Source organism: Nocardia rhizosphaerae (assembly GCF_042650365.1).
GTDB classification, from domain to species: domain Bacteria; phylum Actinomycetota; class Actinomycetes; order Mycobacteriales; family Mycobacteriaceae; genus Nocardia; species Nocardia rhizosphaerae.
In genome coordinates this window covers 862,991-885,943 of sequence record NZ_JBHSBA010000003.1, presented here as the reverse complement: position 1 = coordinate 885,943, position 22,953 = coordinate 862,991, and the positions used below count along the sequence as shown (strand labels likewise).

23 protein-coding genes and 1 pseudogene are annotated in these 22,953 nt (G+C 68.8%); 13 read left to right on the top strand and 11 right to left on the bottom strand.

Going from position 1 to position 22,953, the window contains the following annotated elements; translation table 11 throughout:
* Window positions 1-50 precede the first annotated feature (50 nt).
* Window positions 51-515, bottom strand: a complete 465-nt coding sequence (locus ACFOW8_RS05720; RefSeq protein ID WP_378546466.1) for a hypothetical protein — start codon at window positions 513-515, stop codon at window positions 51-53.
* A gap of 107 nt (window positions 516-622) precedes the next feature.
* A complete protein-coding gene (locus tag ACFOW8_RS05715) occupies window positions 623-2,593 on the bottom strand; it encodes a molybdopterin-containing oxidoreductase family protein (protein WP_378548517.1) in 1,971 nt (656 codons plus the stop codon).
* Between the two features lie 182 nt (window positions 2,594-2,775).
* Between ACFOW8_RS05715 and ACFOW8_RS05710 the strand changes: the two genes are divergently transcribed.
* Window positions 2,776-3,111, top strand: a complete 336-nt coding sequence (locus ACFOW8_RS05710; RefSeq protein ID WP_378546463.1) for a hypothetical protein — start codon at window positions 2,776-2,778, stop codon at window positions 3,109-3,111.
* Between the two features lie 83 nt (window positions 3,112-3,194).
* Here ACFOW8_RS05710 and ACFOW8_RS05705 read toward each other — a convergent pair whose 3' ends face one another.
* From ACFOW8_RS05705 to ACFOW8_RS05685, 5 genes are all read right to left on the bottom strand, one after another.
* On the bottom strand, window positions 3,195-3,902 hold the full coding sequence (locus tag ACFOW8_RS05705) for an Rv0361 family membrane protein (RefSeq protein WP_378546460.1): 708 nt from the start codon (window positions 3,900-3,902) through the stop codon (window positions 3,195-3,197).
* 216 nt (window positions 3,903-4,118) lie between these two features.
* On the bottom strand, window positions 4,119-5,306 hold the full coding sequence (locus ACFOW8_RS05700; protein WP_378546457.1) for an acetyl-CoA C-acetyltransferase: 1,188 nt from the start codon (window positions 5,304-5,306) through the stop codon (window positions 4,119-4,121).
* A gap of 11 nt (window positions 5,307-5,317) precedes the next feature.
* Window positions 5,318-5,935 (bottom strand): TetR/AcrR family transcriptional regulator, encoded by a 618-nt coding sequence (locus tag ACFOW8_RS05695; protein WP_378546454.1) that lies wholly within the window; start codon window positions 5,933-5,935, stop codon window positions 5,318-5,320.
* A 37-nt stretch (window positions 5,936-5,972) separates the two neighbouring features.
* A complete protein-coding gene (locus ACFOW8_RS05690) occupies window positions 5,973-6,770 on the bottom strand; it encodes an SDR family oxidoreductase (RefSeq protein ID WP_378546451.1) in 798 nt (265 codons plus the stop codon).
* Window positions 6,767-7,954 (bottom strand): acyl-CoA dehydrogenase family protein, encoded by a 1,188-nt coding sequence (locus ACFOW8_RS05685; protein WP_378546448.1) that lies wholly within the window; start codon window positions 7,952-7,954, stop codon window positions 6,767-6,769. Before ACFOW8_RS05685 ends, ACFOW8_RS05690 begins: the two co-directional genes overlap by 4 nt.
* Before the next feature lie 55 nt (window positions 7,955-8,009).
* Here ACFOW8_RS05685 and ACFOW8_RS05680 point away from each other — a divergent pair, with 55 nt between their 5' ends.
* The 8 genes from ACFOW8_RS05680 (at window position 8,010) to ACFOW8_RS05645 (ending at window position 16,750) form a co-directional block, all read left to right on the top strand.
* The gene (locus tag ACFOW8_RS05680) at window positions 8,010-9,587 is read left to right on the top strand and encodes a FadD3 family acyl-CoA ligase (RefSeq protein ID WP_378546446.1); all 1,578 of its coding nucleotides are present in this window, start codon (window positions 8,010-8,012) and stop codon (window positions 9,585-9,587) included.
* On the top strand, window positions 9,584-10,429 hold the full coding sequence (locus tag ACFOW8_RS05675) for an enoyl-CoA hydratase (protein ID WP_378546443.1): 846 nt from the start codon (window positions 9,584-9,586) through the stop codon (window positions 10,427-10,429). Before ACFOW8_RS05680 ends, ACFOW8_RS05675 begins: the two co-directional genes overlap by 4 nt.
* Window positions 10,426-11,568 (top strand): acyl-CoA dehydrogenase family protein, encoded by a 1,143-nt coding sequence (locus ACFOW8_RS05670; RefSeq protein ID WP_378546441.1) that lies wholly within the window; start codon window positions 10,426-10,428, stop codon window positions 11,566-11,568. Before ACFOW8_RS05675 ends, ACFOW8_RS05670 begins: the two co-directional genes overlap by 4 nt.
* Before the next feature lie 106 nt (window positions 11,569-11,674).
* Window positions 11,675-12,700, top strand: coding sequence for an acyl-CoA dehydrogenase family protein (locus ACFOW8_RS05665; RefSeq protein ID WP_378546438.1), 1,026 nt, complete (start codon window positions 11,675-11,677; stop codon window positions 12,698-12,700).
* A gap of 126 nt (window positions 12,701-12,826) precedes the next feature.
* Complete coding sequence (locus ACFOW8_RS05660; protein ID WP_378546435.1) at window positions 12,827-13,876, top strand: acyl-CoA dehydrogenase family protein; 1,050 nt, start codon at window positions 12,827-12,829, stop codon at window positions 13,874-13,876.
* A 179-nt stretch (window positions 13,877-14,055) separates the two neighbouring features.
* A complete protein-coding gene (locus tag ACFOW8_RS05655; protein WP_378546432.1) occupies window positions 14,056-14,508 on the top strand; it encodes a MarR family winged helix-turn-helix transcriptional regulator in 453 nt (150 codons plus the stop codon).
* Window positions 14,509-14,583: 75 nt separating this feature from the next.
* The gene (locus ACFOW8_RS05650; RefSeq protein WP_378546429.1) at window positions 14,584-15,822 is read left to right on the top strand and encodes an MFS transporter; all 1,239 of its coding nucleotides are present in this window, start codon (window positions 14,584-14,586) and stop codon (window positions 15,820-15,822) included.
* Between the two features lie 178 nt (window positions 15,823-16,000).
* A complete protein-coding gene (locus ACFOW8_RS05645) occupies window positions 16,001-16,750 on the top strand; it encodes a DUF427 domain-containing protein (protein WP_378546426.1) in 750 nt (249 codons plus the stop codon).
* On the opposite strand, the gene ACFOW8_RS05640 is transcribed toward ACFOW8_RS05645, so the two are convergent.
* The 4 genes and pseudogenes from ACFOW8_RS05640 to ACFOW8_RS05625 form a co-directional block, all read right to left on the bottom strand.
* Window positions 16,743-17,267, bottom strand: coding sequence for a hypothetical protein (locus ACFOW8_RS05640; RefSeq protein WP_378548615.1), 525 nt, complete (start codon window positions 17,265-17,267; stop codon window positions 16,743-16,745). The genes ACFOW8_RS05645 and ACFOW8_RS05640 overlap by 8 nt on opposite strands.
* Window positions 17,268-17,323: 56 nt before the next feature.
* A pseudogene (locus ACFOW8_RS05635) lies at window positions 17,324-17,599 on the bottom strand (MBL fold metallo-hydrolase); the annotation flags it as partial.
* Window positions 17,560-17,919 carry a hypothetical protein gene (locus ACFOW8_RS05630; RefSeq protein ID WP_378546423.1) on the bottom strand — a complete coding sequence of 120 codons (360 nt, stop codon included), beginning with the start codon at window positions 17,917-17,919 and terminating at the stop codon, window positions 17,560-17,562. The gene ACFOW8_RS05630 and the pseudogene ACFOW8_RS05635, both read right to left, overlap by 40 nt.
* A gap of 32 nt (window positions 17,920-17,951) precedes the next feature.
* The gene (locus ACFOW8_RS05625; RefSeq protein WP_378546420.1) at window positions 17,952-19,127 is read right to left on the bottom strand and encodes a Rieske 2Fe-2S domain-containing protein; all 1,176 of its coding nucleotides are present in this window, start codon (window positions 19,125-19,127) and stop codon (window positions 17,952-17,954) included.
* 197 nt (window positions 19,128-19,324) lie between these two features.
* On the opposite strand from ACFOW8_RS05625, the gene hsaA reads away from it, so the two are divergent.
* The 4 genes from hsaA to hsaB are packed head-to-tail and all read left to right on the top strand — an operon-like array spanning window position 19,325 to window position 22,859.
* A complete protein-coding gene (gene hsaA, locus ACFOW8_RS05620; protein ID WP_378546417.1) occupies window positions 19,325-20,488 on the top strand; it encodes a 3-hydroxy-9,10-secoandrosta-1,3,5(10)-triene-9,17-dione monooxygenase oxygenase subunit in 1,164 nt (387 codons plus the stop codon).
* A gap of 3 nt (window positions 20,489-20,491) precedes the next feature.
* Window positions 20,492-21,364 carry a 4,5:9,10-diseco-3-hydroxy-5,9,17-trioxoandrosta-1(10),2-diene-4-oate hydrolase gene (gene hsaD / locus ACFOW8_RS05615; RefSeq protein ID WP_378546413.1) on the top strand — a complete coding sequence of 291 codons (873 nt, stop codon included), beginning with the start codon at window positions 20,492-20,494 and terminating at the stop codon, window positions 21,362-21,364.
* On the top strand, window positions 21,361-22,266 hold the full coding sequence (gene hsaC, locus ACFOW8_RS05610) for an iron-dependent extradiol dioxygenase HsaC (RefSeq protein WP_378546410.1): 906 nt from the start codon (window positions 21,361-21,363) through the stop codon (window positions 22,264-22,266). The genes hsaD and hsaC overlap by 4 nt, the downstream gene beginning before the upstream one ends.
* 17 nt (window positions 22,267-22,283) lie before the next feature.
* Window positions 22,284-22,859, top strand: a complete 576-nt coding sequence (gene hsaB / locus ACFOW8_RS05605) for a 3-hydroxy-9,10-secoandrosta-1,3,5(10)-triene-9,17-dione monooxygenase reductase subunit (protein WP_378546407.1) — start codon at window positions 22,284-22,286, stop codon at window positions 22,857-22,859.
* Window positions 22,860-22,953 lie beyond the last annotated feature (94 nt).

Below are 22,953 nucleotides of genomic sequence, written 5' to 3'. Positions count from 1 at the left end.
GGGCCCGGTGCCGCACTCACGAGGTGCGCACCGGGTCCGGTGCTCTCTTTTCAGGACGCGAGCACGGTGAACTGCGTGGTGCCAGGCAGGTGCGCCAGCGGCGTGGTGCGCACCGCGGCCTCGATCCGGCCGGGACCGGTGGGCAGGAGGACGCCGACCGCGGGCCCGGTCTGTCCGGCGGGGCCGCCGACGACGACGGTCGCGGTCGAGCCGCTCGCGCCGGTGTCGAGATTGCGCCATTCGACGGTGGCGGTGACCGAGCACCCGCTCTCGTGCGAACCGGGTGTCGCGCTCCAGAAGGTGCCACGCAGATAGACCGCCGCCTCGCCGGGACCGCTGTAATCACTCGGTCCGGGGATGGCGGTGCCGTCGACCTGGCCCGCGCAGGTCCAGCCGGTGGCCAGGGTGTAGGTGGGCCCGAACGAGGTGGCGGCGGACGCGGTGGTCGTGGTGCCGAGAATCAGGCCGGTCGCCGCAGCGGTGACGAGGGTCGCACGACCGATGAGCTGGTACATCACTTCGTCCCTTCGTTGCCGATCATCGTGGCCGCGGTGGGGCGGCCATCTCCCATCAGCGTGACATCTCCCGCCACACGTGATCGGTGCGGCGCGGCCAGGCCGAGTCAGCGGGTTCGCACCTGCACGCGATTGTCGTGGAACACGGCGCCGCCCGCGTAGTCGGCGTCGCGTTCAGCGATCGTCGCGTTGACGGTGGCGCCACCGGTGAACTTGGCCCAGCGGCCCTTGGTTGTCGCCGCGACACCGGGTCTGACCTGTTCGGACACCTCGGCGACGGCTTCGAACGAGCCACGGGCATTGCTGACCTCGACCGGCGCGCCGTCGGTGATGCCACGGGCGGCGGCGTCAGCGGGATGCAGGGTGATGGTGGATTCGCCCGCTCGGCGGCGCAGTTCGGGGTTGGCGCCGAAGGTGGTGTTCAGGAAGTAGTGGGAGGCCGCCGAGATCAGGATCAGGCCGTCGCCGTGGTCGGCCGGTGGGGTGTAGCCCGGCAGCGGGTCGTGACCGTCGAGTTCGGCTCGTGCCGAGACGAAGTGGAGCTTGTCCGCGGGCACCCGGCCCGGCGGGATCTTCAGGAAGCCCTCGGCTCGGAGCCGGTCGAGGTCGTAGCCGCGCAGCAGTTGCCGGGCCAGGTCCTCGTCGGAGTCGAAGAGTGCGGGATCGGTCAGGCCGAGTCGCCGCGCGAGCCTGCGGAAGGTCTCGGTGGTGGACAGGCATTCGCCCTGCGGTCGCACCGCCGGCTCGTTCCAGACCAGGTAGAGATGGCCGTATCCGGCGATCACATCGAGATGCTCGGGCTGCATCGTCGCGGGCAGCACGATATCGGCGTAGTCGACGGTGTCGGTGCCGAAATGCTCGAGCACCACCGTGAACAGGTCGTCGCGGGACAGGCCCTCGATCACCCTGCGCTGGTCGGGATTGGAGCCGACGGGGTTGGCCGCGATCACGAACAGCGCCTTGACCGGCGGGTTCTCGGTGTCGAGCAGGGTTTCGCCGAGCCGGGTCATGGTCAGCGTGCGCACCGGATGCGGGAGCAGGTCGTCGCGGGTGAGCGCCGCGACGTCGAGCCGGAAGTGTCCGCTGGTCGAGTAGTGCAGTCCCCCACCGCGAATCGCCCAGTCGCCGGTCACTCCGGGCAGGCAGGCCAGCACCCGCAACGCCATCCCGCCGCCCGCGTGCCGTTGCATGCCCTGTGAGGCGCGGATGGCGGTGGGTCTGGTGCGGGCGATCCGCTCGCCGAGCGCGGTGATCCGCTCACGGGGCACGCCGGTGATGGTCGCGGTGCGTTCCGGGGTGAATTCCATGATGCGGTCCCGGAATTCGGGCCAGCCGACGGTGTGCTCGGCGATGTACTCGTCGTCCTGGGCGCCGAGCCCGACGATCACGTGCAGCAGCCCGAGCGCGAGGGCGGCGTCGGTACCTGGCAGCGGTGCGATGTGCTCGTCGCACCGCTCGCTCGTTCTGGTGCGCACCGGATCGATCGAGACCAGATAGGCGCCGCTGTCCTGCACGAACTTCCACAGGTGATGCCCGGAGGTGAGCGGGTTGGTGCCCCAGAGCAGGATCAGCTTCGCGTGCGCGAGATCCTCCGGATCCATCCCGCCCGCGGTGCCGAGCGTGTAACCCAGGCCCGCGCTCCCGGCCACCGAGCAGATCGTCGGGACGTGGTGCGAGGCGCCGAGCACATTGAACAGCCGCCGACCGGGGAACCCCTCCATCCCCTGCAGATAGCCGAGGCTGCCGGTGCCGTGGAACGGCCAGATCGCCTCGCCGCCGAACTCGTCGATGATGCCGGTGAGCCGGGTGGCGATCTCGTCGAGCGCGTCGTCCCAGCTGATCCGCTCGAACCGGCCTGATCCCTTCGGCCCGACCCGGCGCAGCGGGTAGCGCAGCCGATCCGGGGCACCGACCTGCTCGAGATAGCGGTTCACCTTCACGCACAGCGCGCCGCGGGTCACCGGATGGTCCTTGTTGCCGCGCAGGCCGGTCGCCACCCCGTCCTCGACGGAGACCACCCACGAGCACGCGTCGGGGCAGTCGAGCGGGCACGCACCGAGAACCTTCACCCGGTCCATCGTATGCCGGGGCCGCACCAGGTCACCGACCGCTGCGACCGGTAACGATAGCCGTCTGATATGTGATGTAAATCACGTAAGGGTGGTTTCGCGGATTCCGCGGTGGCACCAGGTTCCGAGTAGGCGCGCCAGGCCCGGCCGCGGGGTCGGGCGACGTGCCCCCACGCTGGTGGGAGGACGAGATGAGGTCGATTGCGAAGAAGGTGATGGTGAGCGCGTCGGCGGCTGTGCTGCTCGGCGCGGGGGCGGTGATGGGGGCTGGGCCGGTACAGGCACAGCCGTGGCAGCCGGGATGCGCGGCACACGCGGTCAACAACACGTCGGCGTACTCGCAGTGTTTCTGGCCGGTACGGCATCAGGTGCGGATCGAATGCAGGCACTGGTGGGCATGGTTCGGTAGCAGCTGGGCCACCTACGAGCGCCGGGGTCACATCGCATGGGACGGCCAGCAGTCCTGGGCCCACTGCGATTTCCCTGGCACCCTGCAGCGCTGGGATGTCGTGACGTATTGGTGGTGAACGAGACAGCGGTCGGCGGGCCGGATCGAGTACCTGCGACCCGCCGACCGTCGCGCCGGTCGGCGCCTGGGCCGGCTACCACCTCATTCTGTCTCGATGACCGGGTTGAGGATTCCACACACCTTCCAGCCGCCGTCCTCGTCGACCAACTTGTACGTCGCGGTCGATGTGGTTTCGGTACCGAGAAAGTCCATGGTCATAGTCGTGGTGAACGTCCCGGAACTGCTCCCGGACGCGACATCCACGCTCTTCAATGTCGTTGTCGACTTCGGGAGATTGCTACCACCAGAAGGGGTTTCGGTCGGCGTCGCCAGACTCAGCCCCGGGTAGTTCGCGATCTCCTCCCGATCAGCCGCACACACCAGATCCTCGAGATCACCCTTCTTATCCACCCACGCCTGCGCGGCCTCTCGCGGAGTGTCGTAACCGCCACCGCCGAACGGACCACCCCCGCCGAACAGGAACAGCCCACCGACCGCGACCGCGATCAACACGACCGCACCACCGGCGATGAGTGCGATCTTGCCGCCGTTGCCGCCGGACGGACGCGGCGGCTGACCGTAGCCACCCGGCGCACCGTACTGCGGCCCACCCTGGGGGTACGGCTGACCGGGCTGCCCCTGCGGATAGCCGGGCATGGGCCCCTGCGGATAAGACCCGCCCGGCATCGGGCGCCCCTGCGGGTACGGCTGGCCGGGCATCGGCTGACCCTGCGGGTAGGCCTGACCTGGCATCGGCTGACCCTGATACGGCTGACCCTGATATGGATTGGGCGGTTGTGGGTAACCCATTCAGATTTCCTGTTCCCTGTTTCTCGGACGGCGCCTTTCCGGCGCCGCCTCAGCATCTGGCTTACCCGCCGCGCCAACGTGTTACCGCGGCGAAATGAGCAACCGCCCAGTGTCAGGGATAGATCGTCCGCTCGCAAGCGCGCGTACCAAGGCCGCGCACGCGCGACGGCCCGGTGCCGGAAGCGGGCACCGGACCGTCAGCTGGCCTACCTCGAGTTACTCGCTCGCGCCGAGCCGTTCGATGATCGTCACATTGGCGGTGCCGCCGCCTTCGCAGATCGTGAGCAGACCGTAGCGCCCGTTCACCCGCTCGAGCTCGTTGAGCAGGGTGGCGAACAGCTTGGCGCCGGTCGCGCCGAGCGGGTGGCCGAGCGCGATGGCGCCACCGTTGACGTTCACCTTGGCCGGATCGGCGCCGATCTCCTTGATCCAGGCCAGCACTACCGGCGCGAAGGCCTCGTTGATCTCGATGACGTCGATGTCATCGATGCTCAGCCCGGTCTGCTCCAGCGCCCACTGGGTGGCCGGGATCGGCGCGCTCAGCATGAAGATCGGGTCGGCGCCGCGCGCGCTGACGTGATGGATGCGGGCGCGCGGGGTGAGCCCGTACTCCTTGACGGCCCACTCCGAGGCGAGCAGCGTCGCGCTGGCGCCGTCGGAGATCTGGCTGGCCACCGCGGCCGTCAACGGGCTGCCCTCGGTCAGCGGCTGCAGCGACGCCATCTTCTCCAGGCTGGTCTCGCGCGGCCCCTGGTCGACGGTGAAGTCACCGACCGGCACGATCTCGGACTCGAAGCGGCCTTCGGCGATCGCGGCGCGGGCGCGCTCGTGGCTGCGCAGCGCCCACTGCTCCATGTCCTCGCGGCTGATACCCCACTTCTCGGCGATCAGTTCGGCGCCGCGGAACTGCGAGACCTCGCCGGTGCCGTAGCGGGTGTCCCAGCCGGTGGCGCCGACGAACGGCGACTCGAAGCCGTACTCCTTGCCCGCCAGCATGGCGGCCGAGATCGGGATGGCGCTCATGTTCTGCACGCCCGCGGCCACGATCACCTCGGCGGTGCCGCTCATGATCGCCTGCGCGCCGAAGTTGATCGCCTGCTGGCTTGACCCACACTGCCGGTCGACGGTGACGCCGGGCACCGACTCGGGGTAGCCCGCGGCCAGCCACATGGTGCGGCCGATATTGCCCGCCTGCGGGCCGATGTTGTCGACACAGCCGACGATCACGTCGTCGACGGCGGCCGGGTCGACGCCGGTGCGCTCGATCAGGCCGCGCAGCGCGGCGGCGCCGAGGTCGGCCGGGTGCGCTCCGGCCAGCGCGCCACCGCGCTTGCCGACCGCGGTGCGGACGGCATCGACTACATAGGCGTCCCGAAGCGGGGTGTACGGGCGGCGCTCGGTCATGATGGGTACTCCTACTTCGGTGCGCTCGCGGGCACGGTGAGCCCGTCGAGCACGATGGTCAGATATTGCTGGGCGAGGCTTTGCACGGAGATGGGACCGCCGGGGGTGTACCAGCGCACCGCCACCCACACGGTGTCGCGCAGGAAGCGGAACGCCAGTTCCACGTCGAGTTCGGGCCGGAAGCTGCCGTCGGCCACACCGGCGGTGAGCACCTTGTGCCACAGCTCGCGGAACTCGGTGTTGAAGTCGCGGATGTAGCCGAAACGGTCGACGTCGCGCAGGTTCTTGGCCTCGGCCTGGTAGATCGCGACGGCGGCATGGTGCCGGTCGAAGGATTCGTAGGAGGCGGTCACCAACGCTTCCAACGTCTCGCGCGAGCTCAGGCCGGAGGTCGCGATCTCGCGGTAGCGGCCGAACAGGTCGTCGAGGAAGCCGCGCAGGATCTCGTCGACCATCGACTCCTTGGAGTCGAAGTGGTGGTAGAGACTGCCAGAGAGGATCCCGGCCGAGTCGGCGATATCGCGCACGGTGGTGGCACGCAGGCCACGTTCGGCGAACAGGTTCGCGGCCAGGTCGAGGAGTTCGGCGCGGCGGTTACGTTTGGCGTCGGGTGCGGTCACCTTGGACATCGTACAACCAAGCACTTGCTTGGCGAGCTGTGCGCGGTCATGCGCGCTGGCTGCTCACCGAGACGACCTCGCCGGTCAGGTACGAAGTGTAATCGCTGGCCAGCATCGCGATGGTGGCCGCGACCTCCCACGGCTCCGCGGCGCGACCGAAGGCCTCGCGCTCACTGAGCTTATCGAGCAGCTCCGATGAGCTCACCTTGTCCAGGAACGGATGCCGCGCGATGCTCGGCGCCACGGCGTTGATCCGCACCCCGAACTCGGCGGCCTCCACCGCGCTGCACCTGGTCAGCGCCATCACGCCGGCCTTGGCCGCGGCGTAGTGGGCCTGGCCGTGCTGGGCGCGCCAGCCGAGCACGCTGGCGTTGTTGACGATCACGCCGCCGTGGCCTGCCGACCGGAAATAGCCGAGCGCGGCCCTGGTGCAGCGGAAGGTGCCGGTGAGGGTGATGTCGAGGACCTGATCCCACTGCTCGTCGGTCATGTCGACGACCGGGGTCTCGCCACCGAGGCCCGCGTTGTTGACCATGACGTCGATCCGGCCGAGCTCGGCGGCGGCATCGGTGAGCAGCTGGTTCACCTGCGCGGTGTCGCGCACGTCGCAGACGACCGCGCCGACCTTGCGCTCGGGAAATTCCTTGGCCAGCAGTTCGGCGGTCTCGGTGAGCCTGCGCTCGTGCCAATCGGAGACGACCACATCGGCGCCCTCCTCGAGCAACCTGCGGGCGGTGGCCGAGCCGATGCCGGTACCCGCCGCGGCGGTGATGACGGCCTTACGGCCGGTCAGCAGACCGTGACCGGGGATGGACGGGGGCGCGGCGGAGAGTGGACCGGTCACGGGCGGGCCTCCCGCGGCAGACCGAGCACCCGCTCGGCGATGATGTTGCGCTGCACTTCGTTCGAACCTCCATAGATCGTGTCGGCGCGGCTGAACAGGTACAGCCGCTGCCATGCGGTCATGTCGTCGGGACCGAGGACGAGCCCGGCGGCGCCCTGCACCGCCATGGCCAGTTCGCCGAGCTCGCGATGCCAGTTGCCCCACAACAACTTCGACACCGAGGCGCCGCCCGCGTCGTGGGTGTCCTCGCTCATGGTGCGCAGCGCGTGCGCGCGCAGGACCCGCAGGCCCACCCAGGCGCGGTCGATGCGGTCGGCGACGATCGGGTCCTCGGCCGCGCCGGTCCGGCGGGCCAGTGCCTCGATATCGGCGAGCTCGCGGGCGAAGCGGATCTGCTGGCCGAGCGTGGAGATGCCGCGCTCGAAAGTCAGGGTGCCCATCGCGATGCGCCAGCCGTCGCCCGGTTCGCCGACGACAAGGCCGGCCTCGGTGACGGCGTCGTCGAAGAACACCTCGTTGAATTCGGAGGTGCCGGTGAGCTGTTCGATCGGGCGTACCTCGATGCCCGGCTGGTTCATCGGCACCAGCAGGTAGGACAGGCCCTTGTGCCTGCTCGACCCCTTCTCGGTGCGCGCGATGACGAAGCACCAGTCGGCCACGTGCGCCAGCGAGGTCCAGATCTTCTGGCCGTTGATCACCCAGCGGTCGCCGTCCAGGCGCGCGGTGGTGCTCACCGCGGCCAGGTCGGAACCGGCGCCCGGCTCGGAGTAGCCCTGGCACCACAGCTCGCTCACCGTGCGCACGCCCGGCAGGAAGCGACGCTTCTGCTCCTCGGTGCCGAAGGCGAGCAGGGTGGGGCCGAGCAGTTCCTCGCCGACGTGCGAGACCCGCGCCGGCGCGTCGGCCTTGGCGTACTCCTCGTGGAAGATCACCTGCTGGCGCACGCTCGCGCCGCGCCCGCCGTGTTCGACCGGCCAGCCGAGGCAGGTCCAGCCCGCCGCGGCGAGATGCCGGTCCCACGCCAGCCGCTCCTCGAAGAACTCGTGCTCGCGCCCCGGCCCACCGGTGCCACGCAGGTCACGGAACTCTCCGGACAGGTTTTCGGCCAGCCAGTCGCGTATTTCCGCGCAAAACTCCGCGTCGGAGGTCGCGGTATCGGAATCTGAGGTCTGGATCACGCCCACCTCGGTAGGATAACCTACCAAGCACTTGCTTTGTTAGCCGATTGGTGAGGACCTCGTGAGAACCCCTGCACAGACCACCCCGCAGGCACTGCGTGACGTCGCCGCGGCGCATCCCGACGAGCCGGCGCTGCTCGACGGCGCGACCCGGCTGACCTGGTCGGAACTGCTCGATCAGGTCAGGATCGCGGCGCGCGCGCTGATCGCGCGTGGCATCGCGCCCGGCGACCGGATCGCCATGTGGGCACCCAATACCCACCACTGGGTGGTCGCTGCGCTGGCCGCGCATTCGGTCGGCGCCGCCCTTGTCCCGCTGAACACCCGCTATGTCGTGGCCGAGGCCGCCGACGTGCTCGCCCGCGTCGACGCGAAGGCGCTGTTCGTCGCAGGCCCGTTCCTCGGGCGCGACCGGGCCGCCGAGCTCCTCGACAGCGCCGATCACCTCGGCATCGGCACCGTGGTGGTGATCCCGGTCGAGGACGGCACACCGTCGACGGCGCTGCCCGCGAGCGCGGGGCCGGACACGGCGGTGCTGACGTGGTCGCAACTGCTCGACCGCGCGACCGATGTCTCCGCCGAGGCGGGTGAGCAGCGCGCCGCGCAGGTGTCCCCCGACGACATCGCCGACATCCTGTTCACCTCCGGCACCACCGGCCGCAGCAAGGGCACGCTCGTCGCGCACCGGCAGGCGCTCGGCGTGGTGCGCGGGTGGGTCGAGTGCTCGACGCTGCGCGCGGGCGACCGCTACCTGATCATCCCGCCGTTCTTCCACAATTTCGGTTACAAGGCGGGCATTCTCGCCTGCGTGGTCACCGGCGCCACGATCGTGCCGCAGGCCACCTTCGATGTGCCCGCCACCCTCGCCATGATCGAGTCGGAACGGATCACCGTGCTGACCGGTCCGCCGACGATCTACCAGACCATCCTCGAACACCCACGGCGCGGCGAACACGACCTGAGCTCACTACGGGTGGCGGTGACCGGCGCGGCCACCGTGCCGGTGGTGCTGATCGAGCGGATGCGCGACGACCTCGACTTCGAGGTGGTCATCACCGCCTACGGGTTGTCCGAATCGGCAGGCTTCGGCACCATGTGCCGCCCCGACGACGACGCCGTGACCATCGCCAACACCTGCGGCGGGCCCATCGCGGACTTCGAACTGCGACTCTCCGACGCGGGCGAAGTCCTGCTGCGCGGACCGAACGTGATGATCGGCTACCTCGACGATCCCGCGGCCACCGCCGAGGCCGTCGACGCCGACGGCTGGCTGCACACCGGCGATATCGGGGTCGTCGACGAGCGCGGCTACCTCAAGATCACCGACCGGCTCAAGGACATGTACATCACGGGCGGGTTCAACGTGTACCCCGCCGAGATCGAACAGACCCTCGCCCGGCTCGACGGCGTCGCCGAATCGGCCGTGTTCGGCGTACCGGACGAGCGGATGGGCGAGGTCGGCAAGGCCGTCGTCGTCCGCAAGACCGGCTCGTCGCTGACCGCGGACGAGGTACTCGACTTCGCCGCGAGCAAGTTGGCCAATTTCAAGGTGCCCCGGTTCGTGGAGTTCCGCGACCAGCTGCCCTACAGCGCGGCGGGCAAGGTGCTCAAGCGCGAGCTACGTGAGGAGAAGTCGTGAATTCCGAAACCGACGAGGTCGTCACCTATGAGGTGCGCGGATCGGTCGCCGTCGTCACCATGAACCGGCCAGAGTTCCGTAACGCGCAGAACTCGAAGATGACCTACGCCCTCGACGCGGCGTTCGCGCGGGCTGTCGAGGACCCCGAGGTCAAGGTGATCGTGCTGGCGGGCAACGGGAAACACTTCAGCGCGGGCCACGACATCGGCACGCCGGGCCGTGACCACCATGTGCACTACGAGAACAAGGCCGCGCTGTGGTGGGACCACCTCGACCGCGCGGGCGGCGACCAGCGCTTCGCCCGCGAGTCCGAGGTGTACCTCGGTATGTGCCGCCGCTGGCGGGAGATCCCCAAGCCGATGGTGGCGATGGTGCAGGGCGCCTGCATCGCGGGCGGTCTGATGCTGGCCTGGGTGTGCGACCTCATCGTCTGCTCCGACGACGCCTTCTTCTCCGACCCGGTCGTCCGGATGGGCATTCCTGGCGTGGAGTACTTCGCGCATCCGTGGGTGATGGGTCCGCGCGCGGCCAAGGAATTCCTCTACACCGGCGACCGCTTCGACGCCGCCAAGGCCAAGGAGTGGGGCATGGTCAACCGGGTCGTGCCGCGCGCGGAACTGGAAACCGAGACGATGGCGCTGGCCGAGAAGATCTCCGCCATGCCGCAATTCGGCCTCGCGCTCACCAAGAAGGCCGTCAACCAGGCCGAAGACCTGATGGGGATGCGCTCCGGCATGGACTCGGTCTTCGGGCTGCACCATTTCGCGCACGCTCACAACGCCGAAGTCGGCGCCGATTCGCTCGGCGGGATGAACGCCCGCTCGATGAAGGAAATTTCATGAATCTCGATATCGACCCCGCAGTCCGGGAGTTCCAGCTGGAGGTGCGCGACTTCCTCGCCGCAAACGTCCCGCGCGAACCGCTGCCATCGATGGACACCAAGGCCGGATTCGAGGCGCACCGCGAGTGGGAGGCCACGCTTGCCGATGCCAGGCTGTCGGCGGTGTCGTGGCCCGCGGAGTTCGGCGGCCGCGACGCCTCGATCCTGGAGTGGGTGCTCTTCGAGCAGGAGTACTACGCGGCGGGCGCTCCTGGCCGGGTGAGCCAGAACGGCATCTTCCTGCTCGCGCCCACCCTGTTCGAGCACGGCACCGCCGAACAACTGGCCCGGATTCTGCCGCGGATGGCACGGGCCGACGACATCTGGGCCCAGGCCTGGTCGGAGCCCGAATCGGGCAGCGACCTGGCGAGCCTGCGCTCCACCGCCCGGCGCACCGAGGGCGGCTGGCTACTCAACGGCCAGAAGACATGGAGTTCGCGTGCGGCGTTCGCGGATTGGGGTTTCGGCCTGTTCCGCAGCGATCCGGAAGCACAGCGCCATCACGGGCTCACCTACCTGATGTTCCCGCTCACCGCCGACGGCGTGAGCGTGCGCCCGATTCCCCAGCTCGACGGCGAGCCCGGCTTCGCCGAGATCTTCTTCGACGACGTGTTCGTCCCCGATCAGGACGTGATCGGCGGGGTCGACGAGGGCTGGCGCGTCGCCATGGCCACCTCGAGCAACGAGCGTGGCCTGTCGCTGCGCAGCCCCGGCCGGTTCAGCGCCACCGCCGAGCGCCTGATCGACCTGTGGTCGCGGACCGCCGAACCCACCGACACCGCCGCGCGCAATGCCGTGGTGGACGCCTGGCTCGGGGCCGAGTCCTATCGCCTGCACACCTTCGGCACCGTCACCCGGCTGGCCGAAGGCGGCCAGCTCGGCGCGGAATCCTCGATCACCAAGGTGTTCTGGTCCGAGCTCGACATCGCCATGCACGAGACCGGCCTCGACCTGCTCGGCGCCGCCGCCGAACAGCAGAGCCGGTGGACCGACGGCTACCTGTTCTCGCTGTCGGGCCCGATCTACGCCGGCACCAACGAGATCCAGCGCAACATCATCGCCGAGCGCATCCTCGGCCTGCCGCGGGAGAGCAAGCGATGAACGGCACCGGACCGGGCGCGCGCATCCGCCCGGTCGGCCCACCGACCACCCCCAGCCGCCAGGCCACCTGCCGGGCCGCCATCCGTTCGATCACAGGAGTTCTGCGATGAGGTTCGCACTCGCCACCGAACAGCTGGACTTCGCTACCGAACTGCGCAAGGTCCTCGACGCCGGGCAGGTGCCCGCCGCGGTCCGTGCCTGGGCCGACGGCGACACCGCCAAGGGCACCGCGCTGCTGCGGCAGGTGGCCGAGATGGGCGTCTTCAGCCTGATCGTCGACGAGCGGTACGACGGCGCCGACGCCACCGCCGTCGACCTCGTGGTCGCCATGATCGAGCTGGGCAGGGCCGCGGCGCCGGGTCCGGTGATCGAGTCCGCCGCGGTGATCCCGGCACTGCTACAACGTCTTCCCGATACCGCGGCTGCACAGCGCTGGCTTCCCGAACTCGCAACCGGTGCGCTACTCGGGACCGTCGGGTTCGATCGGGCGCAGCCGGGTATCGCGCTCGATGCCGGCACCACCGAGCTGGTGCTCGTCGCCGAAGGTAGGCGGGTCGCCGTCGGCAGGCCCGGCCACGAACCCACCGACGGCGCAGGGTCCGGGCCGATCGCTTCGATCGACCCGGCACGCAAGCTTTTCCGGGTCGTTGCCGGCGAAACCGTGGCCGAGGACGTCGAGGACGCCATCGACTATGCCTTCGACGTCGGTGTGCTCGCGTGCGCCGCCCAGTTGCTCGGCGCGGGCCGGGCGATCCTCGACCAGACCACCACCTATGCCAAGCAGCGCAAGCAGTTCGGCCGGGTGATCGGCGAATTCCAGGCCGTGAAGCAGCAGCTCGCCGATGTGCTGATCGCCCTGGATCTGGCCGAACCGCTGGTGTACCGGGCCGCCTTGACGCTCGATACGCCCGACCGCGCGCGCGATGTGTCGGCGGCCCTGGTGGCCTGCGGCGATGCCGCCCACCGTGCCGCGCGCGCCGGCCTGCAGGTACACGGCGCCATCGGCTACACCGCCGAATGCGACCTGTCGCTGTGGCTGACCAGGGTCGCGGCACTCCGAACCGCCTGGGGCACCGCCGACTTCCACCGCGCCCGCATCGCGACGGCCCTGCGCACCCCCGCGACGGCCTGAGGTCGGTGAGATGGTCTGGCGGGCCCACCCCCACCCGGTCTCCCAGGCGCAGGCTGCGGGCGGGCGCCGACGACTACCGCCGCGCCAGTGCAGGCCCGGCACGCACATCCAGAGCGAGGAAACCCCATGACATCGAATGAACTGCTCGAGTTCCGCACCTCTGTGCGCGCGCTGTTGAGCAAGCACGCCACCGCGGCGGCCGTCCGCGCCGCGATGAACACCGAGCTCGGGTACGACCCGAAGCTGTGGGCCATGCTGTGCGAGCAGGTCGGGGTCGCGGCGCTGGCGGTGCCGGAGGAATGGGGCGGTGCGGGCGCCGGACTGGTCGAATCACTGATGGTGGTCGGCGAATTGGGTGCCACGCTGGCCGGGGTCCCGATGCTCGGGTCGGCGGTGCTCGGCACGCAGGCGATCCTGCTCGCCGGTGACGACGAGGCGTGCGCCCGGCTGCTGCCCGATCTGGCCGACGGCTCGCGCACGGCCGCACTGTGCTGGGCCGATGCCACCGGCTGGGACTCCGCGGGCGTCGCCGCGGCCGGCGGGATGCTCAACGGTGCGGCGCATTACGTGCTGCACGGGGCCCAGTCCGACCTGCTACTCGTGCTCACCGACGACGGGCTGTTCGAGACGGCGGCCGACGCGGCGGGCGTCACCGTCACCCCGACACCCGGCCTCGATCCGACTCGCAGCCTCGCGGCCATCACCTTCACCGATACCCCGGCCACCCGCATCGGCACCGGCGACCCGGTCGCGCTGCGTACCCGCCTGCGCGACATCGCATGGGCCGCGTTGGCCGCCGAGCAGGTCGGCGCGGCCCGGCGCTGCCTCGACATGACGGTGGAGTACACCGCGTCACGCGTGCAGTTCGGCAGGCCGATCGGCAGCTTCCAGGCGCTCAAGCACCGGATGGCCGATATGTATGTGCTGGTGGAGTCGGCGGAATCGACGGCGCTGGCCGCGGCCCAGGCCTTGGCCGAGCACAGCCCGACCGCGGCCGAGGAGGTCTACGTGGCCCGCAAACACTGCAGCGAGGCCTTCTCCCACGTGGCCGCGGAGACCATCCAGCTGCACGGCGGCATCGCCATCACCTGGGAACACGACGCGCACCTGTATTTCAAGCGCGCCCATGCCACGGCCGAGCTCTTCGGCACCGGCAAGCGGCCGGTCGCCGCATAAGGCCTGCCCGCTCACACCGCGCTGAGCATGCACTTACCGCTCGATCGGTCCCGTATGCGACCGATCGGCGGGAAAGTGAACGCTCAGCGCGGTACACCGGCCCAGCTGTGCGCCGTTTCACGGGCCCGGCGCCTCAGCCTGCCTAGTTTTATATAGTTAGCTTATGCAATAATACTGGCGTGCAGCAGACCGAGCAGCCTTCCCCGGACGACATCGTGGTCGACCTGTTGGTCACTGCCGGTCGGCTCACCCGGCTGGCCGGTGCGCTGAGCACCGACGATCTGCCACGCGCGGTCCTGCGCGCCCTCGCCGTGCTCGACGAACACGGCGGCATGCGGGTCAGCGAGTTCGCCAGGCGCGATCGATGTTCCCAACCGGCGGCGACGGCGCTGCTCGGACGGCTCGTCACCGACGGATTCGCGACCCGAGCCAAGGATCCAGAGGACTCCCGCGCGGTACTCGTCGAGCTCACCCCGGCCGGCCGGACCCGGCTCGACACCGCCAGGCGCGCCTTCGCGGCCGCCGCGGCACCCGGACTCAGCGACTTCCCCCTGGAACGGCTGATCCGGCTCGACACAGAGATGAACGACCTGCTGACAACCCTGCGCGCGGTCGCAGGCGGCCCGCAGTGAAGGAGCGCAGATGAGCAACACCAGCGAACGAACCCGATGCCGGAACCTGCCACGGCCGAGTGTCGAGGCGCAGGCATGAGCGTCCAGCCGCTGACCCGCGCCGACGCCACCGCCCGCACCGGCCAGCCCAAGGCGGTCTGGGCCGTCGCCTTCGCGAGTGTCATCGCGTTCATGGGCATCGGCCTGGTCGACCCCATTCTCAAGCCGATCGGCGAGCAGCTGCACGCCAGCCCGGCGCAGGTCTCGCTGCTGTTCACCAGCTACATGGCCGTCACCGGCATCGCCATGCTGGTCACCGGCGTCATCTCCAGCCGGTTCGGCGCGAAGAAGACGCTGCTCGCCGGCCTGGCGATCATCATCGTGTTCGCCGGGCTGGCCGGGGTGTCGAACACGATCGGCGAGATCGTCGGCTTCCGCGCGGGCTGGGGTCTCGGCAACGCGCTGTTCATCGCGACGGCGCTGGCCACCATCGTCGGCGCGGCCAGCGGCGGCGTCGCCAAAGCGATCATCCTGTACGAGGCGGCACTCGGCATCGGTATCGCCACCGGCCCGCTGCTCGGCGGCCTGCTCGGTGGGATCAGCTGGCGTGGACCGTTCTTCGGGGTCTCGGTGCTGATGACCATCGCCTTCGTCGCGGTCGTCGTCTTACTGCCCGAGCTGCCCAAGCCTTCCCAACCCACCTCGATCACCGCGCCCTTCAAGGCCCTGCGGCACCGCGGTCTGCTCACCGTCAGTCTCACCGCGCTGCTCTACAACTTCGGCTTCTTCACGCTGCTCGCCTACACCCCGTTCCCGCTGGACATGGGCACCTACGCGATCGGCTTCATCTTCTGTGGCTGGGGCATCCTGCTCGCGGTGGCCTCGGTGTTCTTCGCGCCGAAGTTGCAGCGGCGCTTCGGGAGCCTGCCGATGATGGGGCTCTCGCTCGGCCTGTTCGCCGCCGACCTCGCGGTGATGGGGCTGTTCGCCGAGCACAAGATCGTGCTGATCGTCGGCGTCGTCGTCGCCGGCTTGTTCCTCGGTGTGAACAACACGCTGATCACCGAAGCCGTGATGATCTCCGCGCCGGTCGAGCGGTCCACCGCCTCGGCCGCCTACAGCTTCGTCCGGTTCTCCGGTGGCGCCGCGGCGCCCTGGATCGCGGGCAAGCTCGGCGAGCACAGCATCGCACTGCCGTTCTGGCTCGGCGCCGCCTGCACCGCTGCGGCTGTCGCGGTGCTGTTCGCCGGCCGTCGTGCACTGGCTCACCTCGACGACCACAACCCGGCGCCACACAGCGTCGACGAGGCACAAGCGATCACGGTCGGCGACTGACCATTCCGTCGCACCGCCTCGTCGACCCACGGCGGCGCCCGCACCGTCGGCGCCCGGCTCGTCCCGCCGAACCGCCTGGCATCACCGGGTGGCGTCGATATCATCACCGCACTACGGGCACGGCACAGTCCGGGTCGGGCAGGACGGCTTGTCACCCCACCGGCGTAGCGTCGAGATCATGAGCGACGACAAGCGTGGCCGGGTCAGGACCGAAAGCGGCCAGAAGCGGGTGCGCGTCTACCTCGGCGGTCGGCTGGTGGCCGATACGCTGCGGCCCTTGCTGGTGTGGGAACTTCCCTACTACCCCACCTACTACGTACCACTTACCGATGTCCTCGCGGACCTGGAACCCAACGGCGCCGACGAGCACTCCCCCAGCCGGGGCGAGGGCACCGGCTACGACGTCGCCGTCGACGGGGCACGTGCCGACGGCGCGGCGCTACGCTATCTCGACTCCCCGCTGCCCGACCTGAAAGACGCGGTGCGCCTGGACTTCGCGGCTTTCGATTGGTTCGAGGAGGACGAGCCGATCATCGTCCATCCGCGCGATCCGTACTCCAGGGTCGACATCCTCGGCTCCTCGCGGAATGTGCGCGTGGAGATCGACGGCGTCACCGTCGCCGATTCCTCTTCCCCCCGCATCCTGTTCGAAACCGGTTTGCCCGCACGATATTACCTGCCGCTACCCGATGTCCGAACGGACCTGCTCACTCCGTCCGACACGCACACCAGCTGCCCGTACAAGGGCACCGCCGACTACTGGCACGTGCGGCTGGACGGCAAGGAACACCGCGACATCGTGTGGATCTACCGCACACCGCTGCCCGAGAGCCAGAAGATCGCCGGCCTGGCGTGCTTCTACAACGAAAAGGTCGACATCTACCTCGACGGCGTCCGCCAGGACCGCCCGCGCACCCCGTTCAGCTGAGTTCGGCCAGCTCCGCGGCCACCGGGTCGGCGCCGAGCGCCACCAGCCAGTCGAGCGCAGCGCCGGGCAGGAAGGCCGACATCCGTTCGGTCAGTTCGGCTTTGCCCGCCTCGTCGAGCTGGGACGCACCGGAGGCAACCCGCTCGACCACTTCCCGGTACATCAGCAGATACTTGCGCTGGTCGAGCAGCGGGCCCGCATCGCCGACCGGTCCGTGCCCCGGATACAGCGCGAGCCCGGCCAGATCGGTGCCGAGCAGCTCGAGCGCGGCCAGCCTGTCACCGGAGTGCCCATCGCTCAGATACGAATGCGTGCCGCCGAAGGCGAGGTCGCCGATGAAGGCGACCGCGCGCTCGCCCGCCTCGACCAGCAGGTAGCAGTCCGCGTCGCTCTCGGCCCTGCCCACCTCACGCACCGTGATGCGCAGGCCGCCGAGCTCGTCGGTCGCGCCGCTGTCGACCAGCTGATCGGGTACCCGATACCGGTCCGGCCACTCGTCCCCGTAGTTCGGACCCACTGTTCGCGCTTGGCGACCGCGGTCTCCTCGATCACCTTCGCCACCGTGGCCGTGGCGTACACCGGGACGTCCTCGGGTACCACGTACGGCAGCCCGGTGAAATGGTCGGGATGGGGATGGGTGACGAACGCCGCGAGCAGCGGTTTGTGCGGCGCGGCCAGCCGGGCCGCGAGCGCGGCTGCGTCGGAGACCAGCAGATTCGCATCGATCAGGATCACGCCCTCGGCGGTCTCTGGCAGACGCCGATCCGGCCTGAGACCTGCCCGGCGTGGTCCGGACAGGTCTTGGCCCGCTATTCGGGAATCTCGAGCACACCCTCGTCGACCGCCCATTTGATCGATCTCTCCAGCGAAGGACACGATTCCGGCCGTCCAGGGCGTGGGTTCTTCGCTTGGAGTTCGGCGAAGACCGGACACCGGGTCGCGGGCGGTTCGGTCCACTGCACCGAAGTCTGGTGCGCGCTGGACTTGCGCACCAGCACCTCGGCGGAGCAGGCCTGACACCGCAGCGGTGTCAGGCCTGAATCCAGATAGTGCTGCTTGTCGACCGTGGTCTGGGCCCGCACCGCGGCCTGCCGCGCGGGCTGATCGGCGAAGTCCGGTGCCTTGGCCCAGGTGGGTGAAATAGCCGCGCGCTGCTTCGTCTCCGGCACACTACGTGGACTGCCAGGCCCCGGTGACATGGCTACACGCCCGCTTCCTCGGCCTCGGCCTTGCGGCGCAGGTTCTCCGCCACCTCGGCCTCCCATGCCTCGTTCGCCTTGGTCGTGTCGACCTCGAACTCGAAGCGCTGGGTCATCTTGTCGGTCACGTCGGCGACGTCGACGTAGAACTGCTCGTACCAGCGGCGCAGCTGGTAGACCGGGCCGTCCTCCTCGCACAGCAGCGGGTTCTCGACCTTGGACTTGTGCTTCCAGATCTCCACGTCCTGCAGGAAGCCGTCACCGAAGAAGGTGGTCATCGTCTGCGCCAGTTTGGTGGCGGTCTCGTCGTCGATGCCCTTGGGCTTCTCGACGGTCAGGCCCCACTGCAGCACGAACGAGTCCTGGCTGACCGGGTAGTGGCAGTTGATCAGCACGACCTTCATCTCGTACCCGCTGTAGATGTTGAGCAGCGGGTTGATCATGTAGGACGGGCCGAAGTACGAGGCCTCCGACTTCAGCAGCAGTTCGCCGGACTGCTTGGCCGCCATGCCCACGTCGGGACGGCCCTTGGTCTCGAGGAACTGCGTGGCCACATGGCCTTCGAAGACGTTCTTGAAGTACGTCGGGAAGGCGTAGTGGATGTAGAAGAAGTGCGCCATGTCCACGACGTTGTCGATGATCTCGCGGCAGTTGGCGCCCTCGATCAGCAGCGAGTTCCAGGTCCAGTCGGTCCAGCCGCTGTCGTGGGTCTCGCTCGGATTCCCGTCGGCGTCGGTATACACGTCCTCGATGTGCGGGATCGTGACCTCCGGCGGCGGTTCGTTGCCCTCGTGGTCGTGCCAGATGAACAGCTGACCGTTGCGCTCGAGCGTCGTCCATCTCCTGGTGCGCGCCAACGGCGGCACCCGGCGGCCGTACGGAATCGCGGTGCATTTGCCGCTGGCACCCCACCGCCAGTCGTGGAACGGGCAGGCGATATCGTCGCCCTTCACCGTGCCCATGCTCAGGTCGCCGCCCATATGCCTGCAGTAGGCGTCGAGCACCCGGATCTCGTCGTTGGTGTCGGTCCAGACCACCAGCTTGGTCCCGAAGATCTCGACCGCGTGCGGCTTGCCGTCGCGAAATGTCTTCGCGAGGCCGACGCAGTGCCAGCCGCGCGCGAACCTCGTCGGCGCCGTGCCGACGTCGAGTTCCCTCACCTTGGGGTTGACTGCCATCCCGAACCCTCCTTGTTCACTAGAACACGTTACAAAACGAGGCCGCTTCACGCCAGCTGTCCAGCGAACTTCGCTCCCCGCCTTTGTTATATCCGAGGTAGAGCGATCTTCTCGACAGAAATGAGAACGTGTTCTAGTCTCAGAGACGAACAAGAACCGGTTGTCGATCCGACACACAGGCAGGAGCGGGCTCCGAAATGACGCAAGAAGTGACCGAACGGGTCGAGGCACTGCTGCCGACACTGCGTGAACGCGCGCAGGAGGCCGAGGACCTGCGCCGCATTCCCGACGAATCCATGAAGGCACTGCAGGAGACCGGCTTCTTCCGGCTGCTCCAGCCCACCCAGTGGGGCGGCCACGCCGCCGACCCGGTCGTCTTCTACGACACCGTCCGCAAGATCGCCAGCGCCTGTGGCTCCACCGGCTGGGTGGCCGGCATCATCGGCGTGCACAACTGGCACCTCGCACTGTTCGACCAGCAGGCCCAGGACGATGTCTGGGGCGAGGACACCGATGTGCGGATCTCCTCGTCGTACGCGCCGATGGGCGCGGGCCAAGTCGTCGACGGTGGCTATCTCGTGCGCGGCTCGTGGGCCTGGTCCTCCGGCTCCGATCACGCCACCTGGGCGGTGCTCGGCGGTCCGGTGATCAAGAACGGCAAGCCGGTCGACTTCGGCTCCTTCCTGATCCCGCGCTCGGACTACCGCATCGACGACGTGTGGAACGTGGTCGGCCTGCGCGGCACCGGCTCCAACACCGTGGTCGTCGAGGACGTCTTCGTCCCCTCGCACCGCTTCCTGAGCTTCCGCGCGATGAGCGAGGGCCGCGCGCCCGGCCTCGCGCAGAACACCGACCCCGTCTACAAGATGCCGTGGGGCACCATCCACCCCACCACCATCTCCACGCCGATCGTCGGCATGGGCTACGGCGCCTACGAGGCCCACGTCGAGCACCAGGGCAAGCGCGTGCGCGCGGCCTACGCGGGCGAGAACGCCAAGGACGACCCGTTCGCCAAGGTGCGCGTCGCCGAGGCCGCCAGCGATATCGACGCCGCGTGGCGTCAGCTCTCCGGCAACGTCGCCGAGGAGTACGCGCTGCTGCGGGCTGGTCAGGAGATCCCGTTCGATCTGCGCGTGCGCGCCCGCCGCGACCAGGTCCGCGCCACCGGCAGGGTGATCGCCTCGATCGACAAGCTCTTCGAGTCCTCCGGCGCGACCGCCCTGGCCAACGGCACGCCGCTGCAGCGCTTCTGGCGTGACGCGCACGCGGGCCGGGTGCACGCGGCCAACGATCCCGAGCGCGCCTACGTCATGTACGGCACGCACGAGTTCGGTCTGCCCGTCACCGACGCCATGGTGTAGCCGATGACTCAGACCGCTGAACTCACCTACGCATCGACCTCCCGCTACGCGCAGGTCACCCCCGAGCTGAAGCTGCACTACCACGAGGCGGGCGTCGGCAACGGCCCGACCATCGTGCTGCTGCACGGCGGCGGGCCCGGCGCCTCGGCGTGGTCGAACTTCGCGCGCAATATCCCGGTGCTGGCGCAGAACTTCCATGTGATCGCGCTCGACCAGCCCGGTTTCGGCAAGTCCGACAAGCCGGTCGACCACCCGCAGTACTTCGTGCACGCGTCCACCGCGCTGCTCGCCCTGCTGGACCACCTCCAGATCACCGACCGGGTGCACCTGCTCGGCAATTCGCTCGGCGGCGGCACCTCGGTGCGCTTCGCCCTGGACAATCCCAAGCGCGCGGGCAAGCTCGTGCTGATGGGCCCCGGTGGGCTGAGCACCAACCTGTTCGCGCCCGATCCGACCGAGGGCGTCAAGCTGCTCTCCGCGTTCAGCTACGCGCCGACCAGGGAGAACCTGGAGAAGTTCCTGCGGATCATGGTCTTCGACCAGTCGCTGATCACCGAGGAACTGATCGACGAACGGTTCGCTTTGGCCAGCACGCCGGAATCGCTTGCCGCGGTAAGGGCGATGGGCAAGTCGTTCGCGGGCGCCGACTTCGAGAAGGGCATGCTGTGGCGTGACGCGTACAAGCTGCGTCAGCCGGTGCTGCTGATCTGGGGTCGCGAGGACCGGGTCAACCCGCTCGACGGCGCGCTGGTGGCCACCAAGGTCATCCCGCGGGTGCAGCTGCATGTGTTCGGCGGCTGCGGGCACTGGGCGCAGCTGGAGAAGTTCGACGAATTCAACCGGCTCACACTCGATTTCCTCGGGGAGAAGCAATGAGCGTTCGCGCCCTCGGCTACATGCGCATCGAGGCCACCGACATGGCGGCCTGGCGCGAGTACGGCCTCAAGGTGCTCGGCATGATGGAGGGCAGCGGGAACGATCCCGACGCGCTCTACCTGCGGATGGACGATTTCGCCGCGCGCCTGGTGATCGTCCCCGGCGAGCGGGACCGGCTGCTGGTCTCGGGCTGGGAGGTCACCGACGCGCGCGGCCTGCAGCAGTTGCGCGAGACCCTGGACAAGGCCGGAGTCGCTTTCGTCGAGGGCACCAAGGAGGAACTGGGCGAGCGCCGCGTCGAGGGCATGATCCGGTTCCAGGATCCGTCCGGGAACACCCTGGAGGCGTTCTACGGCGCGCAGTATCTGGGCCGCCGCTTCGTGAGCCCCTACGGGCACAAGTTCGTCACCGCCGAACAGGGTCTCGGCCACGTGGTGCTCACCTGCACCGATGACGCCGCCGCGCAAGCGTTCTACCAGGACGTGCTCGGCTTCCGGCTGCGCGACTCCATGCGTTTGCCCCCGCAGATGGTCGGCCGTCCCGCCGACGGCGACCCGGCCTGGCTGCGCTTCTACGGTTGCAACCCGCGCCATCACGCGCTGGCGTTCCTGCCGCTGCCCAACCCGACCGGTATCGTGCACCTGATGGTCGAGGTGGAGAACTCCGACGACGTCGGCCTCTGCCTGGACCGGGCGTACCGCAAGAAGGTGAAGATGTCGGCCACCCTCGGCAGGCATATCAACGACAAGATGCTGTCGTTCTACATGAAGACGCCGGGCGGATTCGACATCGAATTCGGCTGCGAAGGACTGGAAGTCGATGACGACGACTGGGTGGCCCGCGAATCGACCGCGGTCAGCCTGTGGGGTCACGACTTCTCCGTCGGATTCAAGCAGGACTAGGAACGGCGGCGACGGACATGACCGAACAGACACCGGCGATCGACGGCCGGCAATTCCGTAACGTGCTCGGGCAGTTCTGCACCGGCATCACCGTGATCACCGCGCTCGACCCCGAAGGACAACCGATCGGGTTCGCCTGTCAGTCCTTCGCCGCCCTTTCCCTCGACCCGCCGCTGGTGCTGTTCTGCCCGACCAAGGGCTCGCGCTCCTGGGCGGCGATCGAGGCGGCGGGCAAGTTCTGTGTGAATGTGCTGGCCGAAGAACAGCAGCCGACCTGCGCGCGTTTCGGCTCCCGCGAACCGGACAAGTTCGCCGGAGTCTCCTGGCACACCTCCGACCTCGGGGTTCCGGTGCTCGCCGATTCACTGGCCACCATCGAATGCACCGTCGACTCGGTGGTCGACGGCGGTGACCACTACATCGTCATCGGCCGCGTGCGGTCGCTCGCGGAATCGGCGACCACCAACGGGCGCCCGCTGCTCTTCTACCGCGGCCAGTACACCGGCATCGAACCGGACAAGACCACGCCCGCGCCCTGGCGCGCTGATCTGGACCATTTTCTCACGACGACCAGCCTCGACACCTGGTTGTGAGTTTCGAAAGCCCCGTTCGTCCCGGCGAACGGGGCCTTCGTGTGTCCGCGCGCCCATCGGACGCTGTGCGGCGACTCGCTGTTGACGATGCGGC

Bases quoted from the DNA above. Each gene is read 5' to 3' on its own strand.
- ACFOW8_RS05720 (WP_378546466.1), bottom strand. From the start codon at position 515: ATGTACCAGCTCATCGGTCGTGCGACCCTCGTCACCGCTGCGGCGACC.
- ACFOW8_RS05715 (WP_378548517.1), bottom strand. From the start codon at position 2,593: ATGGACCGGGTGAAGGTTCTCGGTGCGTGCCCGCTCGACTGCCCCGAC.
- ACFOW8_RS05710 (WP_378546463.1), top strand. From the start codon at position 2,776: ATGAGGTCGATTGCGAAGAAGGTGATGGTGAGCGCGTCGGCGGCTGTG.
- ACFOW8_RS05705 (WP_378546460.1), bottom strand. From the start codon at position 3,902: ATGGGTTACCCACAACCGCCCAATCCATATCAGGGTCAGCCGTATCAG.
- ACFOW8_RS05700 (WP_378546457.1), bottom strand. From the start codon at position 5,306: ATGACCGAGCGCCGCCCGTACACCCCGCTTCGGGACGCCTATGTAGTC.
- ACFOW8_RS05695 (WP_378546454.1), bottom strand. From the start codon at position 5,935: ATGTCCAAGGTGACCGCACCCGACGCCAAACGTAACCGCCGCGCCGAA.
- ACFOW8_RS05670 (WP_378546441.1), top strand. From the start codon at position 10,426: ATGAATCTCGATATCGACCCCGCAGTCCGGGAGTTCCAGCTGGAGGTG.
- ACFOW8_RS05665 (WP_378546438.1), top strand. From the start codon at position 11,675: ATGAGGTTCGCACTCGCCACCGAACAGCTGGACTTCGCTACCGAACTG.
- ACFOW8_RS05660 (WP_378546435.1), top strand. From the start codon at position 12,827: ATGACATCGAATGAACTGCTCGAGTTCCGCACCTCTGTGCGCGCGCTG.
- ACFOW8_RS05650 (WP_378546429.1), top strand. From the start codon at position 14,584: ATGAGCGTCCAGCCGCTGACCCGCGCCGACGCCACCGCCCGCACCGGC.
- ACFOW8_RS05645 (WP_378546426.1), top strand. From the start codon at position 16,001: ATGAGCGACGACAAGCGTGGCCGGGTCAGGACCGAAAGCGGCCAGAAG.
- ACFOW8_RS05625 (WP_378546420.1), bottom strand. From the start codon at position 19,127: ATGGCAGTCAACCCCAAGGTGAGGGAACTCGACGTCGGCACGGCGCCG.
- hsaA (WP_378546417.1), top strand. From the start codon at position 19,325: ATGACGCAAGAAGTGACCGAACGGGTCGAGGCACTGCTGCCGACACTG.
- hsaD (WP_378546413.1), top strand. From the start codon at position 20,492: ATGACTCAGACCGCTGAACTCACCTACGCATCGACCTCCCGCTACGCG.
- hsaC (WP_378546410.1), top strand. From the start codon at position 21,361: ATGAGCGTTCGCGCCCTCGGCTACATGCGCATCGAGGCCACCGACATG.
- hsaB (WP_378546407.1), top strand. From the start codon at position 22,284: ATGACCGAACAGACACCGGCGATCGACGGCCGGCAATTCCGTAACGTG.